The sequence below is a fragment of the Rhizobium sp. BIGb0125 genome (genome assembly GCF_024810055.1).
In the GTDB taxonomy this organism is placed as follows: Bacteria; Pseudomonadota; Alphaproteobacteria; order Rhizobiales; family Rhizobiaceae; genus Agrobacterium.
On sequence record NZ_JANUDV010000014.1, the window covers coordinates 16,377 to 31,088 of the forward strand.

Genomic DNA, 14,712 nt, shown 5'->3' on the forward strand with positions numbered 1-14,712 from the left:
CGACCGCACCAAGGCCGCGAAAACCATACGGCGTAACTCATGTAGACCAAACGGGCACTAACTTGAGAAATCTGCGGGCTTCGACACGATGGTGTCTAACTTAATGCATGGCTTAGTCCGTCAACGTACACAGAGCTTGTTAGCGGAACACAATAGCGACCGTTACCATTACACACTGCCGCCGCAGTGGGCGATGTGGAGTAAATGCATGAATACCAGAATTTGCATCATCGGTTCAGGCCCAACCGGAATTTTTACACTCAAGACGCTGGTTGCCTCTCCAGTCCCGCTGATAATCAGCGTGTTTGATGCCGAACTTGTTGCGGGCAAGGGAACACCCTACCTGCCGGGGGCAAACGATCCGGTTATGTTGTCAAATATTCCCAGCATCGAGATACCGCCGTTGATGGAAACGCTCGTGGATTGGCTTAACCGTCAGTCCAACGACTATCTGAGCACATTCAACATAAACCGATCATCAATAAATGATCGCGAATTTTATCCGCGTTTAGTGATCGGAGACTATTTTTACGATCAATTTCAGGCGATCCTCTCCGTTGGAAAAATCAACCGCCATCGCGTGGAGGTTTATCCCGGCCATAGGGTTACCGACATTGAGCTCGGTACAACCGATATCCGTGTTAAAGTCTCCAGCTTCGACGGGGATTTTGACGCCGTGTTCGACCATGTCGTTATGGCCACGGGTCACAACTGGCCTGAAAACACTCAGGTCAAACCCGGATATTTTGCGTCGCCGTGGCCCGCTACAGAACTGCAAGAGATCGGCGATGGCAGACTTGGCATTCTTGGTACATCGCTCAGCGGTATCGATGCACTTCTAACAGTTGCGACCTCTTGTGGTTCATTCGTGTGTGACGACGGAGGAACATTGCAGTACGTAACAAGTGCAGGACACCAGGACTTTCACGCAACAATGATGTCCCGGAAGGGCTTATTGCCCGAAGCTGACTTCTACTGCCCACTTCCCTATATAGAACCACAAATTTGTACGTATGAAGCCATCCAAAACGAAGTCAATATCGGTTCTCAGGGCCTGCTGGATCGGGTGTTTGATCTGTTCCAGCGAGAGTTGTTGGCAGCTGACCCTGATTATTCCGCTGAAATCGGTCTTAGTCACCTGTCGGTTGACACATTTGCGGACGCTTACTATGGGCGGCGTTCAGACACCGATCCATTCGTATGGGCGGCGGCAAACCTTGCGGAAGCGCACCTTAATTTCGAGCTGCAGTTCACCATTCCCTGGCGATACGCCATTCTCATTACGCATGAGATTATAGAGAAAGCCATACCACACCTCGACACAACCGATCTCACGCGTTTTAACCGGTCATTCAAGGGTATTTTTATCGATCAGTATGCGACGGTTCCACATCTTTCTATTCGTCGGCTTTTGGCACTGCGTAACGCTGGCCGATTAGACATTATTAAGCTCGGATCGGACTATGACATTGAGACCGAGGGGCTCGAACGCGGAGCACGGATCCGGACAGGCGATAGAGAACAACAGTTCAGCAGTTTCATCGACGCGACCGGACAAAGCAGTTTGTCTGTTCGTGAACTGCCTTTCCCCACACTGTTAAAGCAACGCGGAATCCAGGCGGCAAACACGCCTGAGCCAGCACGTCGTTTCATGGATGGCGATAGTGCCAACTTTAAAAAGACAGGTGGCATCGAGATCGACGAGGCGTACCGACCACGGGGAGCAACTGCACTTTCAAATCGACTCTACTGTGTGGCAATCCCATTCCTCTTGCACAAGCGTCCCTTCGTTCAGGGCATTACAAGTGCAGCGGAACTGGGAAAAACGGCAGCAAACGCCATATTGGCGGACATTGCGGTGGATCAGCCGCCCATACTTCGCATGGCATAACAGAGGCTGTGGAACAGCTGAATTCGTCAAGCGTTGGCTGGTAATGAAAAAAATCGGAATAGTAAAAGAGATTTGGCGCTACCCGATCAGTTCAATCGGCGGGGAACGGTGTCGTCGGGCGGAGGTGAATGGCTCAGGGATTTGCGGAGACCGTCAGTATGCTCTGTTCGATGCTCGCTCAGGGGCTGTGGCGGCGCCCGAGAAGGACAGCCGGTGGCGCCCTGCCCTGTTCTTGAGCAGCCGCACCTGCGATAATGACATTACCCAGATTTGCTTTCCCGACGGGCGTCGAATGGACGTCAATGAACCAGGGTTGCTGCCATACTTGAGGGATCATTTCGGATTTGACGTGGCTGTAGGCCAGTACGATGAACCAAACGCACAAAATGTTTCGCTTCAACAGGTAAGTAATCGATACGATCTAGCACCCCTACACCTGCTGACCACTGCCTCGCTTTGTGAGATTGTAAAAACAGCTCCAGAAAGTGCTAACGATCCACGGCGCTTTCGGCCAAATATCTTGATTGAAACAGATTGCGAAGCAAGCTTTGCAGAGACAAATTGGCTCGGCGCGAAGTTGAGTATTGGTCCCACCACATTGAACGTCTCAGAGCCCACGAAACGTTGTGGAATGACCTTCATTGGCCAGCCCGGTCTTGAGGAAGAACCAGAAATATTGCGCAATATCGTCCGAAAAAATCGCAGGACACTCGGTGTCTATTGCGACGTGATGATATCAGGATCGATCGAGTTGGGAGCAGCAGTCAACCTGCAAATTAAGTCTCTGAACGAAAAGCCCATCAACTGACCTCAACTCATTGCCACGACTGATGGACGTGGGCTTTGTGGTCGGGTTAGCGATTGAAATAGTTCTGAAGAAACATAGACGCCTTCTGCGCTCCGGATGAGGAGATCGTGTGACCAACATCAGGAAGCAATGTCACTGTCACATCAAACCCAGCAGCCTTCAACTGCGTGCCGGCAGCTACCGAGGCAGCCGACGGAATAGTCTTGTCGGCGCGACCATGGATCAACAGAACGCGTGTGTCGTTACTGACAGAGATTGCTAAAGGCAGCATGCCGGCAAAACTAACGACGGCGCCTACTTTCCATCTCCCACTGGCGACTGCGTCCAAAGCCATGATTGCGCCTTGCGACACACCCACGAAAGCAACGTTACGAAGGTTACCTTCGAAACCTTCTCTTCTCACGATCTCCGATACCAGTTCGTCAAATGCCTGTCGCGCTCCCTGGATGCGATCGGGACGCATAACTTGGTCATCCACTACGAACCACTGCCTCCCACCCGATCTGTGAGCGAAGGGCGCATCGGGATACACGAAGCTCGTATTCGCCAAGGTCTTTTCCCACGATTTTCCGATCGTGGTAAACTGACTCCCCCCTCCTCTGATGCCATGGAAAAAGATAACCAAGTGTCGGCTTTTCTGTGCGTTGGCCGGGCTTTGAGCGATCTGTGCAGTGAAAAGCTCATGGGTTCGAAAAGCGGTTGGCTGGGGAACTTGGCCGTGAACTGCAACTCGTCCGGGACGCTCCAACGCGCTTGCGTTGGATGAACCCACCCCCAAGAAACCGACTGAAAAGACCATGCAAGTGACGAAGGTGAATACGGCGAGTGATGACATCATAAACGGTCCCGTGGAACTATCGAAACCAGTCTGACTTGCCTTTGTTCCCCTGTTCCGCCGTTACCATGGCTAACAACTGCGTGATTACATATCGCTTATTTTAGTTGGCACGACGACGCAGGCCTGATGGTGTTCGGAACATTCGATTTAGACCATCGTTATCGGACGAGAAGTCATCACACATGTCGGGAGAATTTCATGCAGCGCTTCCACGATAAGGTTATCATCGTCACCGGAGCTGGATCCGGAATTGGCAAGGCAACAGCAGAGAGATTTCTGAGTGAGGGGGGCCAAGTCACACTCGTTGGCCGCACCATGTCAAAGTTGGAAGAGGTGGCGAAGCGATATTCGCCCGATCAGGTGTTGATCGTTGAAGCAGACGTATCGAATGAAGCTGAAGTAGCTGCATTTGTTGCGGGAACCAAAGAGAAGTTTGGCCGCATAGATATTCTTGTGAACAATGCAGGCGTGGTCGCCGAGGGCGACGTCGAGACGCTCTCTACTGATGACTGGCGCAATGTGATGGCCACTGATCTCGATGGTGTCTTCTTCGCGTCGCGTTCGGCCATGCCACATCTCAAATTGTCAAAGGGTTCGATAGTGAATGTCAGTTCGGTTTCCGGGACAGGTGGTGACTAGGGCATGGCTGCCTACAACGCAGCCAAAGGCGGTGTCACGAACCTGACGCGAGCAATGGCGATGGATCATGGCAAGGACGGCGTGAGGATAAACGCAGTTTGCCCGAGCTTCACAAGCACTGGAATGACCCAGGATATGATGGGTGATGAAAAGCTTCTCGCCAGATTTAATGAGCGGTTCGCGTTGTATGGGCCAGGAAAGCCGGAGGATGTGGCCGGGGTCATCGCCTTTCTTGCAAGCGAGGACGCGAGATTTGTGACTGGAGTGAACTTACCCGTAGATGGTGGCATGTCGGCCTCAAATGGCCAGCCGCCTCAATAATCCAAACGCTTCATAAGATGGTTCAGTGGTCAGGCTGATCTGCAGGAACAGTGCGATGTCAACATTTCGAGTTCGCGTGATTGATCTTGAGACGGCAGGAAACGGCCAAAGCGATGTGTGCGAGATCGGCTGGCAGGACGTGGTTTTCGACAGCGCCAATGGCTGGGTCGTGTCGAGCGAACGTGGATCGCAGTTGGTCAATCCGGGTAGGCCTATATCTCCTGATACGATGGCTGTTCATCACATTCTCGACCGTGAGGTTGCCGATGCGCCCTACTGGAAAGAAATAGCGCGATCGATACTGCGTCCTGACGGTAAAATTGATGCTTTAGCTGCGCATCGCGCGACCTTCGAACAGAGATATTGCACGCCGCGCATGACCGGTGGCCTGCCCTGGATCTGCACATGGAAATGCGCGCTCCGAATTTGGCCGGAACTCCCACGATTCTCCAATCAGATGCTGCGCTACCAACGTATGCCTCAGGGCCTTATCCACGAGCTTGGACTTCCGGCGCACCGGGCCATGCCGGACGCCTATGTCACGGCTCATCACCTGCGAGACCAATTGAACGCCACATCGCTCGAACAGTTGCTAGCGTGGAGCAATGAACCTGGGCTTTTGCCACGGGTGCCTACCGGTAGTGACCGAGGCAAGAGGTGGGACCGTCTAAGTCTCGAAACGCTGGCTGAATTCCTCCACGACAGAGATGTCGATGTGCGTTTCAGTGCTCAGACAGAGCTTACGCGAAGAAGCGAACTGCAGCCTCCCGTGGTATCGGAACCAGTGCAGCGAACTTTGTTATGAACGAGCACTCGCCTTCATCAAAATATCCCCACACGCCGGATGGAAGATACTTTGTCGTGCGCGGACGTTTGTGGCGAGCAAGTAACCCATTTCTCGATGAGCAGACGAGACGACATTTGGTCAAACAGTTAATGTCAGCGCGTCGTGCGGTTCGGCAGGCTAAGGGTGATCCTGACCGTCTGGCTGCTGCACGCAGCCGTGTCGACATTGCGAAGGTGGCGCTGGGCGAGCGCGGTCCTGTGTGGTGGAACGCCGAGGAACCGGATTTCAATAGGCAGCTTGTCAGAAAAACACCTTACGCGGCATGGTTTTCTGCGATTTCAAAATAGCGCGGAGCTAGCAGGGGAGTATGAACAGAGGATTAGTAACCACCTCAGTGACATTGCGCGCCAACGCAGATGATGAAAGCGAAAGTAAACGGACATCGTCATCTTGCGCGGGTGTCGCCTTTGCTGTGACCAACTGAGATTTATTAGACGTTCAGGTGGCGCACAAAAGCGCTTAATTTCCAGTCTGAGCGCGCGGGACATGCAGAAATGGTCCCCACAGGACGGTTTTCCCGCAATGCCAAGGTCCAGTTTTACCGTATTACCACCTCGCAGTATCTTGCTGGTCCGTTAAGTACGGTTATTTTCCGCTCATGACGTGACACTGTGGGGCTTGTGGAATATCGAATTCCGATTTTATACGCAAACAACCCAAAAACTTTCCACACGCGTTACGGATCGTAATTTATATCCCAGTCCTTGCTGGGCTTTTTGGCCCCAGGCGGCGCCTTATTTACGGTCGCATCGTCTGACCCCGTGATAACTCGGGGTTTGGCGCTAGACACTCCGTTGTTTCTGGATGATTTTTTACCACGGGCAAACTGCGGTTTGCTGTCCTGATGAATCTGCTCAATATTGTCTTTTTTCGTCATGTGTACTTCCTCCACTCCCCCCTAACTCTGATCGTTTGACGTTGTTCCTGATTTTCTTCGTACCCTCCTGAGATGATCGCGGGTCCTAACCAGGTAACCCGCCTTTTCAGTGACCAGGACGACGGAAACAGAATGAACATGCATGACAGCTGCCAGCCCCCAACTGCAAACGAAAGCAAAAGTTTACCGGTTTTTGGTCACCAGCACAGAAGCTGTTTTCTTTACAGGGCTGACCCCGAGACTTCTCACCGTACGGTGCCGTACGGCAACCATAGACACGTAAAGGCATTCCTATCCCATGTGAGGAAGCCAAGATGAGTAATCCTAAAATAATCGGCGCTACGCTGAGGGTTTCGAACGAAAACGAGATCAGTTTACTCAAGGACCAGATCGCGGGATTCACCACTATACTTCTGGTGTTCGCCCGCCGGTTTGTGCGAACGGACCAAGACGCTGAAGATTTGGTACAGGAAGCAATTTTCCGGGCGCTTCGGTCCGCGCATCTTTTCACTCCCGGTACGTCGCTCAAATCCTGGCTTTTTACCATTCTACGAAATAGCTTTTGCAGTCGCTACAAAGTCGCAAAGCGGGAACACGTGGGTCTCCCACTATCGGTTCATCAATGCATGACAACGACACCAGAACAAGAATGGAAATTAGAACATGATCAGGTAATGCTCGCGATCCGGGATCTGGACGTAAGGCAACGACAGGCCCTGATGCTCGTTGCGGAAGGGACAAGCTATGCCGCCGCAGCCGAGATTTGTGGCTGTAAGATCGGCACGATAAAAAGCCGCGTAAACAGAGCTCGAGAGACCTTAAAGCGAGATCTCTACTGAGTATGTATTTCCCGCCTCATCTGGCACATCTCTATTCATTTTTTTAATCCAGCGCCTTAGTCTGTTAGAGCGGTGGCCATATTCTCAACATCCACCGAATGCCCGGAGACTGGAAATTGTCCGTGCCTGAACGTATTCAGCGTGTTTGCGACATTTGTTATCACGACTGATATAAGACTGCGGATGTCCTGCTCTGATAGAGAGCGACTAATGCTGAGGAGCAAATGCACGTGCACACGCTCGTTGAGAACAAATGGCCTTGACGATTTCGTTAAGCATCTGGGTGAAGTGAAATAGGCATACGGAATCGGGCCAATTCGGTGGACCAGCCTTTGGGATTTTTGTCCTACGGTCCAGTTAGCCACTAAGAACGTTCAACGAAATGGCTTCGGGCAAAACGTGGTTGCCTGCATCAGGCCACTGCCAAACGACGAGATCAAGGTTCGTCAGCGCTCATTCACTCATGAAAGAGCAACGCAGATGGCGCGAGCTAGTGATACATTCGTCGGTTAGGACGACTACTGTCAAAAAGCGAAGCCCAGAGATAGTCCCGCACTTTACCCATTACATTCTCAAGCCCTGCCGATTTCAACAATCCATCCAGATGACGGACGACTTTTGCCAGATGCTGTCTTCCCCCGAACTCGTTGTAGTCGTCAGCGCGTTTCATCAACGCGAATAGCTCGGCTTGCAACTGAATTCCACTTAGTCCGGCTGCGATTAAAGCCGCATCGCTCGTAGATGCGACCTTTAAGCGCGCGGCGCGAAATCTCTCTTGGGCGCTACTACCAGGGACAGCTGGATCCCCACGCCATGCATTGATCATAGCATCATACAGGTTGGACGCGAATAACCGCACACCCAGACTATCCTCGCCGGACACAACGAGTTGACACAGGAATGCCTCTGCCTCGTCAAGCAACTCGATCAACATAACGCGGCTCGACTTGTCCAGGGGCAGTGGAATGTTAATTATGGACAAGGCGTACCTCGCAATATTGGAGACCGGAATTACCTTAAGCACGACATGTGCCGGAACCGTCGAGATGATTAGTCTGAAATCCTTAATGTCTGCCAAAAAAACGCTCGACCGAAACCAGCCTTGATCCGAAAAGACTTTGCCGCTGCGTGAAAATCCATAATGCGCAATCTTGACCCATCGAGTGAAATTCTACCGCGCATTTCGTCGGGTCCGACGCGCGCAGCTGGGCTTCGTACTGTGGGCCAAGGGTCACGCGTCACTTACGCGTGTCTAGCAACTGCCCCGTCAGTTGCTCGGACAATGTCCAAAGCCGCTCTGCCGCCTCAACATCCATGGCCCAAGACGCAACGCCCTTGTTCCCGTCAGCTTGGCTCTGCGGCAGAGCAATGTCGCAATCCTCGCAATAAACGCCGCCAATGCCACTGAGCTCAGGACGGGTTGCTGCCCAGACACTGGTCGCAGCGCCTTGTTCCGGGCTCTTGAGATCGCGTGATGGGTCAACGCGACGGTTACCGTTCTCGTCATAGACATCGAATGAGTTAATCTCGTCTTCGCTCAGATGCCGGGCAAGATCTGTTAGAATGACACCGGGGTGGAGAGAGAATGCCCGCACACCGTGTTGTTCACCGCGCCGGTCGAGTCCGACAGCAAAGAGCGCATTGGCTGTTTTCGCCTGTCCGTAAGCCTGCCACTTATCGTAGGCGCGTTTTCTGAAGTCGATATCGTCGAAATCAACCGGCGCAATCTGATGACCTCTCGAAGATACGGAAATCACACGCGCACCATTCGCCTTAAGGAGTGCGGGCCATAACCCTGCCACTAGCCGGAAGTGCCCGAGATGGTTTGTCGCGAACTGGTTCTCATGTCCATCCGCATCTCGGGCCAGCGGCGTCGCCATGATACCCGCACTGTTAACCAGAATCGAGATCGGCGTGTCGTTCGCGACCATCCTGTTTGCGAATGCCGCGACGGACGCCGGATCTGCGAGGTCCATGGTTTCGATGATCACCCTGTCGATGCCGGCAAGCGTGCGCTGCGCCTTCTCGCCGTTTCGGGCCGGCACAATGACGGTGGCGCCAGCACCGGCAAGCGCTCGTGTGGTCTCGATTCCCAGACCCGAATAACCGCCCGTGACAACCGCCGTCTTGCCGGACAGGTCCATCTCAGCCACCACATCATGCGCCGTGCTTGCCGCGTTAAAACGGGACCCAATCGGTTTTTGCTCGGACATATCGGCACTCCTTTTTTGTTTGTGCTGATTTTTATATCGGATAAGATATCGGAGCCTCCAGTTCGCAAACGCCGGATTTTTGTCGTGATCGTCCAATATAATCAGGATGCCCTGTCCGATGTGCTAAGCGTGATTGATGCGCAAGCTCTGTTTACGGTACGGTTTGCCGCAGGTGGTAACTGGTCAGTTGCCTTCCCACCACCCGGATATGTCAAGTTCAATGCTATCCGCCAAGGCGGCGCATGGTTGCTCTCAGACGGTGAGGCGCCCATGTGGGTAAAAGCCGGAGATTGTCTCGTGGTGAGCGGCAGGGCCTTTACACTCTGTGGCAATCCGAAGGCGAAGCCGATCCCCGCGAGCGAAGTGTTCGCGGGCGGTGCTTTGGACGTTTGTGTCGGAGATGGTCGAGATTTCGTGCTTCTTGGCGGCAGTGTCAGTCTCGACACGGTCGACGGCTCCCTGTTGACCGATGCCCTTCCACCGGTCGTCGTAATCGAGCGCGAGGAGACTGGTCCCATCACTTTCCTGCTCGAACAGCTTGATCTCGAATGGAACGGTGCAGCGCCTGGCTCGCGCATAGCCTGCAACGATCTGCTGCGGTTGGTATTCATCCACGTTCTGCGCGCCTACCTGGCACGCCAGACCTCGCAGCATCCGGGTTGGCTTGCTGGACTTGCCGACGCACGCCTTGCGCCATCCATGCGGGCGATCCATTCGCAACCGGCGCGCAGATGGACAGTAGATGCACTGGCCGAACTTGCAGGACTGTCACGCTCGGCCTTCGCCGAGAGATTTCGCGCTACTGTTGGATCCTCACCGATAGATTATCTTGCCAACTGGCGGATGCGGCTTGCGGCAGCAAGGCTGCGTCGTGGCAATGAGCCATTGTCACGGATCGCTCAATCCTTCGGTTACAACTCAGACAGTGCCTTTGCCGCCACATTCCGGCGCGTTGTTGGGCAGTCTCCTGCGCGCTACCGCAGCCTGCACCGAGACCAGGCGGACGCTTAGCCGTCACGGTCCCATCAGTGCGTCGGAGCGCACCGCTTCAATGATAAAATCAAACGCTGCTTTCACCCGCAAAGGCTAATATCTGGGCGACGCAAATATGAATTGATCGGGAAACGCGCCGACAGACGCGACCGGAGTTGCGCTGCGAAGATTTCGACAAATCGATAGAAATGCGCTTTGTCGCATATTAAGCCAAGAAAACGGCTGTTGTAACGAGGTGGGATTTTGCCCGGCTGCAGGATTTGTACCTGCTAGCCGGGTCAATGTTTTTGAGCGATCCGTGCCAATATATCAATTATCCACTCAGATCGCCGTCTCCCTTACCTTGCTTTCCCGACAGTCGAGAGCCTTGTCTGCCAGACAGGGCTTATGGTCAGTCCGGTGATGTCTGCGCGTATGGCAACGGAGTCAGTGACCTGAGAGATTGCCTGGATCGCGGGCACTCGATCGCGATAGATTTGCTGGATTTTGGCATATTCGGCTTTTTGCTGCTCGGGTGCCATGAACAGCGCCTTATCAATCTTATTGTTGAGCTCTTCGTCGCGGTAAGAAACCCGCCAGCTCAAAAGACCTGACAATTGCGCTTCGTCACTATTGTCAGGATTATGGACAATACTGCGCAGGTCACCGTCTGGATGCGAAACCTGGCCGCCACTTCGCCCTACCAGCAGCTGGAATTCGCGTTTGCGCATTGGTCCATAAACAGTCTCTCCACCGCCTGTGATCAATTTTACATCCACGCCCCCATCTGACAACGCGCCCTGAATGGCGACTGATAGATTGTCAAACGGTGGTTCCGACAGGGCGTGTAAGGACAGTTGCAGGCCGTCTGGATATCCTGCTTCTTTCAAGAGCAACTTGGCGCCTTCGACGTCCCGCTCAGGCGGAGTGTCATTGTTTTCACCACCCAGACCAATCTGGATCGGGTCGACATGAAGGACCCCGTAATACTTCATAACGGCATCGTTGATCGCTTTGAAATCAATGAGCTTGATTATTGCTTGTCTGACCTTGGGGTCTGACAGCGTCTTATCCTTTACTGACATGGCCAGATAATAGAGACCGTTACCGACCTCATTGATTATCTTGACGTCCTTGTCCTTTTCCAGTGCACTGAGGTCTCCAGCGCTCAGTGAATAGGCGATGTCCAGATCACCTTTGCCAAGAAGCAATCTCTGAGACTGAGATTCCGGCAGATGCCGCATTATCACCCTGTCCATAGTCGCGGGTGCGCCCCAGTAGTTTTCATTGCGCTTCAGGACCACCATTTCGTTCGGCGTCATGACCTGCAGGTCGAATGCACCGGATCCTGCTGCATGTGTTGCAAGCCAAGCGCTGCCGAGATCGCCGTTCTTTTCGTTTTCAAGCACCGTTTTCATATCCAGGATGGATCCTGGACCGGTCATTGCGATCGTCAGGAGAATGATTTTCGGGTCGGTCTTTTGCGGAATGCGAATTTCAACTGTCTGCGGGTCTATTGCTATGAAGTTTTTGTCAGCATTTTGCGCGGTGTAACCCCTAATCTTAAAATTCGTGGCTTGGGCAAGGTTGAGTTTCAGGACGCGCTTGAAGGACCAGACGACATCTTCGCTGGTAACAGGGTTTCCAGAAGCGAAAGCGGCCCCGGGACGTAAGTTAAGACGTATGGATGTTCCGTCCTGCGCAACAGTCCAGCGCTCCGCAAGTTCTGGTTTGAGTGCGGTACGGTCGGCCGGGTCAATAGCAATGAGATTGTCATAAAGATTGGTGATGATCTGGACACGTTCTTTGCCACCTGCGCCAGCCGGATCAAGCGTCAGAACGTTAGCCATCGAAAACCCGACGACCAGTTGGTTTTCCGGTGTTTTAGCGACTGCCGTCCATGGCTGCAAAGCCAGAAGAACCATCGCCGTCGTGGTTGCGATAAAACCTCGCCGGTTCAACTTTTTCATAATATTTCCTCCCATGGCGTTTCCTCCTCAGGGCGCCTACGTGGCAAAGACTCTCTCACTTCACCAGGTTGTCGTTGATGTAATCAAGGTTGATGTCGACGCCGATCCCCGGCTGTTGAGACAGCGACACGTAGCCTTCAGAATCCATCGGATCATCAATGGAGTTGAGGTATTCGGGGCATGCATCATAATCCAGCATGGGATGGAGGAGGCCACGCTCGTACCAGCGGCAGTTTTTGCTGACTGCAGATATCAGAAGATTTTCAGCGCCGTGACCATGAACCTCGCAATTCATGCCAAAACTCTCCGCCAGATGCATTGTCTTCAACGCAGGCGTAATACCTCCGACATCCTCAACGCCGGTGCGCAAAATATCGCAGGCACCCGCCTTTACCCATTCGGCCCGGTGCTTGTACTTGCCACCCATGGACTCAGGACCAATCACGGGGATTTTCAGTTCGGCGGCAAGCCATGCGTACGAGGACATGGACTGCTCGTCCATTACTTCCTCAATCCATGTAAAGTTCAACTTCTCAAGACCTTTACCGAGCGTGTATGCCTCCTCACGCGAATACCAGTGATAAGCGTCCAGCATGAGCGGTATCGCAGGTCCGACAGCTTCGCGCACGGCAGCACAGGCTTTCAAATCCATGTCGATATTGGGAGACCAGCTTACAGGGGGCATCCAAGTGTGCAGCTTGATGGCACGGTAACCGCGTTTAACAAGCCATTCAGCAAAGCGACCATAATCCTCAGGCGTCGCCAGTCCGCCTTCAATCTCGTCACCGCACATGATCGAACCATAGGTCGGCACCTTGTCCCTGTACGATCCTGCCAGCTTGTAGGACGGTATGTTTGCCAGTTTCCCGCACAGATCCCAAAGTGCCACATCCACAACGCCAAGTGTTCTGTCACTCAACTGGCCACCACTGCCCCGTTGCCAGTGTGCCAGATCCTGCCACAACCGTTCGCGTGCAAATGCGTCCTGATGTAACAGCACTGGCCTGATGAAGTTGTCGAGCAGATGCGAACGAACCTGTTCAGGGCTGCCAAACGCGTGTCCCTCCATGCCATTTTCGGCGACCAGCGTTAGAATGGATTTTCTCACCCGCTTTGCTGGCCCCGGGTGATCGTGACCATCCGTATCCTTTTGCAGATGGGTGGTGTGACAAAACGTGCGGACATGCACATCGACAATCTTCATTCTTCAACTCCCTAGCATTCATTTGACCTTGGCGGCTGGACGCAACCGGCACAGATTTCACGTGCACAACAATTCCACAACGTAGTAGGACATGTAAACACGACTTCAGTGCTTTTTTTCAACGCATCGAGAAGATGGACACTTCTTCGGATTTCAATACGACATCTATAAAATTGTTTTTTCTATCTTTATTCCGTTAAACGAAAACGAAAATAAAATTTTTGCTGTCCTACCACGATTGAACAACAGCCATCACTTGTCATACATATTGTCTCGTAGTATGAAGAATTCAAGAGATCAGGAGGACCGGAATGAACAAAACGACATCGCTTGACAGCCTGTCATTGGCCGCCACGGATGCACGCCCTCTTGTTGCCCGCATCACGGATACTTTGCGCGAAGGCATTGAGCACGGCGATCTTGAGGCTGGTGACCGCCTGTCGAGCGAAACTGAACTCGCTCGACAGCATTCAGTCAGCCGTGCAGTCGTCAGAGAAGCTATCGCAATCCTGAGATCAAAGGGTCTCGTCGAAGTCAGGCGAGGCGTTGGCGCGTTCGTAGCGGAGCGTGTTCAAGAACCAGTCCCGTTTGCTGACCTGTCACTGGAGCGAATTTCGTCGGTCATTGAGTTGATCGAGTTGCGGCTTGGGTTTGAAACGGAGGCGGCATCGCTTGCTGCTACGCGACGCTCGGCGACCCAGCTTGAAGCAATTTTCGATGCGCATCGCCGAGTGGCTGAAGATATCGAACAGGAGCAGCCGACACGTTACACAGATTTCAATCTCCACCTGAAGATTGCCGAAGCCACGCAAAACAGCCGGTTTCCTGAATTGATGTTACTAGTCAAAGCAGGAATGGTGGCGGCAGGGCCGAAGGCCATATCGGAGGATTCCGCCTCGCTGCTTCCTAAAAATCCCCATCTTCAGGAAGAACACGGGCGGATCGTCAATGCCATATTGCGTGGATCGTCCGAAGATGCACGTGCCGCCATGCGAGCTCACCTGGAAGGCAGTCTCGAACGTTACAAAAATCTGCTCCTGGCTCGCATCGCGATGTAGCAAGGCAAAGTCGATGCGCTCAGGCATCGTCAACTCACCATAATACCATCATGAACCTGCTCGGGAGGCAGGCGGGAGGAAACATGTCCATGTGGAGGCTGCGGTTTATGCGATTTGCCGACCAGTTCGGTACGATAGCGGTCACCCTGCTCGGCTTGCTTATGCTTACTTTCTTTATCGGCCGCATGATGCCCGCCGACCCGGTGCGGGCTATTGTCGGTGAAGATGCGACACG

Annotated in this window: 13 protein-coding genes and 2 pseudogenes; 9 read left to right on the top strand and 6 right to left on the bottom strand. The window is 53.2% G+C overall.

The window, feature by feature from the left end:
* Positions 1–208: 208 nt before the first annotated feature.
* Complete coding sequence (locus M2418_RS25475) at positions 209–1,891, top strand: FAD/NAD(P)-binding protein (protein WP_259149841.1); 1,683 nt, start codon at positions 209–211, stop codon at positions 1,889–1,891.
* 43 nt (positions 1,892–1,934) lie between these two features.
* The gene (locus M2418_RS25480; protein WP_259149842.1) at positions 1,935–2,699 is read left to right on the top strand and encodes an MOSC domain-containing protein; all 765 of its coding nucleotides are present in this window, start codon (positions 1,935–1,937) and stop codon (positions 2,697–2,699) included.
* Between the two features lie 46 nt (positions 2,700–2,745).
* Here M2418_RS25480 and M2418_RS25485 read toward each other — a convergent pair whose 3' ends face one another.
* Positions 2,746–3,537: an alpha/beta hydrolase gene (locus M2418_RS25485; RefSeq protein ID WP_259149843.1), complete on the bottom strand. Its 792-nt coding sequence runs from the start codon at positions 3,535–3,537 to the stop codon at positions 2,746–2,748.
* Between the two features lie 198 nt (positions 3,538–3,735).
* On the opposite strand from M2418_RS25485, the pseudogene M2418_RS25490 reads away from it, so the two are divergent.
* The 3 genes and pseudogenes from M2418_RS25490 (at position 3,736) to M2418_RS25715 (ending at position 5,631) form a co-directional block, all read left to right on the top strand.
* Positions 3,736–4,497 (top strand): annotated as a pseudogene (locus M2418_RS25490) (SDR family NAD(P)-dependent oxidoreductase).
* 55 nt (positions 4,498–4,552) lie between these two features.
* On the top strand, positions 4,553–5,302 hold the full coding sequence (locus M2418_RS25495; RefSeq protein WP_259149844.1) for an exonuclease domain-containing protein: 750 nt from the start codon (positions 4,553–4,555) through the stop codon (positions 5,300–5,302).
* 131 nt (positions 5,303–5,433) lie between these two features.
* On the top strand, positions 5,434–5,631 hold the full coding sequence (locus tag M2418_RS25715; RefSeq protein ID WP_310503238.1) for a hypothetical protein: 198 nt from the start codon (positions 5,434–5,436) through the stop codon (positions 5,629–5,631).
* Between the two features lie 389 nt (positions 5,632–6,020).
* Here M2418_RS25715 and M2418_RS25505 read toward each other — a convergent pair whose 3' ends face one another.
* On the bottom strand, positions 6,021–6,221 hold the full coding sequence (locus M2418_RS25505) for a hypothetical protein (RefSeq protein WP_259149846.1): 201 nt from the start codon (positions 6,219–6,221) through the stop codon (positions 6,021–6,023).
* 314 nt (positions 6,222–6,535) lie between these two features.
* Here M2418_RS25505 and M2418_RS25510 point away from each other — a divergent pair, with 314 nt between their 5' ends.
* On the top strand, positions 6,536–7,060 hold the full coding sequence (locus tag M2418_RS25510; protein ID WP_259149847.1) for a sigma-70 family RNA polymerase sigma factor: 525 nt from the start codon (positions 6,536–6,538) through the stop codon (positions 7,058–7,060).
* A gap of 490 nt (positions 7,061–7,550) precedes the next feature.
* Here M2418_RS25510 and M2418_RS25515 read toward each other — a convergent pair whose 3' ends face one another.
* Both M2418_RS25515 and M2418_RS25520 read right to left on the bottom strand, forming a co-directional pair.
* Positions 7,551–8,138, bottom strand: coding sequence for a hypothetical protein (locus M2418_RS25515; RefSeq protein ID WP_259149848.1), 588 nt, complete (start codon positions 8,136–8,138; stop codon positions 7,551–7,553).
* Between the two features lie 160 nt (positions 8,139–8,298).
* Entirely contained in the window at positions 8,299–9,273 is a 975-nt protein-coding gene (locus M2418_RS25520) for an oxidoreductase (RefSeq protein ID WP_259149849.1), read from the bottom strand.
* Between the two features lie 84 nt (positions 9,274–9,357).
* On the opposite strand from M2418_RS25520, the gene M2418_RS25525 reads away from it, so the two are divergent.
* A complete protein-coding gene (locus M2418_RS25525) occupies positions 9,358–10,284 on the top strand; it encodes an AraC family transcriptional regulator (protein WP_259149850.1) in 927 nt (308 codons plus the stop codon).
* A 320-nt stretch (positions 10,285–10,604) separates the two neighbouring features.
* Here the strand turns inward: M2418_RS25525 and M2418_RS25530 are convergent, their stop codons facing one another.
* Both M2418_RS25530 and M2418_RS25535 read right to left on the bottom strand, forming a co-directional pair.
* Positions 10,605–12,215, bottom strand: coding sequence for an ABC transporter substrate-binding protein (locus M2418_RS25530; RefSeq protein ID WP_259149851.1), 1,611 nt, complete (start codon positions 12,213–12,215; stop codon positions 10,605–10,607).
* A 55-nt stretch (positions 12,216–12,270) separates the two neighbouring features.
* On the bottom strand, positions 12,271–13,419 hold the full coding sequence (locus M2418_RS25535; RefSeq protein WP_259149852.1) for a mandelate racemase family protein: 1,149 nt from the start codon (positions 13,417–13,419) through the stop codon (positions 12,271–12,273).
* Positions 13,420–13,730: 311 nt separating this feature from the next.
* On the opposite strand from M2418_RS25535, the gene M2418_RS25540 reads away from it, so the two are divergent.
* Positions 13,731–14,477, top strand: a complete 747-nt coding sequence (locus M2418_RS25540; RefSeq protein ID WP_192490044.1) for a FadR/GntR family transcriptional regulator — start codon at positions 13,731–13,733, stop codon at positions 14,475–14,477.
* 89 nt (positions 14,478–14,566) lie between these two features.
* Positions 14,567–14,712: pseudogene (locus M2418_RS25545) on the top strand (ABC transporter permease); the annotation flags it as partial.

Bases quoted from the DNA above. Each gene is read 5' to 3' on its own strand.
- M2418_RS25715 (WP_310503238.1), top strand. From the start codon at position 5,434: ATGTCAGCGCGTCGTGCGGTTCGGCAGGCTAAGGGTGATCCTGACCGT.
- M2418_RS25505 (WP_259149846.1), bottom strand. From the start codon at position 6,221: ATGACGAAAAAAGACAATATTGAGCAGATTCATCAGGACAGCAAACCG.
- M2418_RS25485 (WP_259149843.1), bottom strand. From the start codon at position 3,537: ATGATGTCATCACTCGCCGTATTCACCTTCGTCACTTGCATGGTCTTT.
- M2418_RS25510 (WP_259149847.1), top strand. From the start codon at position 6,536: ATGAGTAATCCTAAAATAATCGGCGCTACGCTGAGGGTTTCGAACGAA.
- M2418_RS25475 (WP_259149841.1), top strand. From the start codon at position 209: ATGAATACCAGAATTTGCATCATCGGTTCAGGCCCAACCGGAATTTTT.
- M2418_RS25495 (WP_259149844.1), top strand. From the start codon at position 4,553: ATGTCAACATTTCGAGTTCGCGTGATTGATCTTGAGACGGCAGGAAAC.
- M2418_RS25520 (WP_259149849.1), bottom strand. From the start codon at position 9,273: ATGTCCGAGCAAAAACCGATTGGGTCCCGTTTTAACGCGGCAAGCACG.
- M2418_RS25480 (WP_259149842.1), top strand. From the start codon at position 1,935: ATGAAAAAAATCGGAATAGTAAAAGAGATTTGGCGCTACCCGATCAGT.
- M2418_RS25530 (WP_259149851.1), bottom strand. From the start codon at position 12,215: ATGAAAAAGTTGAACCGGCGAGGTTTTATCGCAACCACGACGGCGATG.
- M2418_RS25535 (WP_259149852.1), bottom strand. From the start codon at position 13,419: ATGAAGATTGTCGATGTGCATGTCCGCACGTTTTGTCACACCACCCAT.
- M2418_RS25540 (WP_192490044.1), top strand. From the start codon at position 13,731: ATGAACAAAACGACATCGCTTGACAGCCTGTCATTGGCCGCCACGGAT.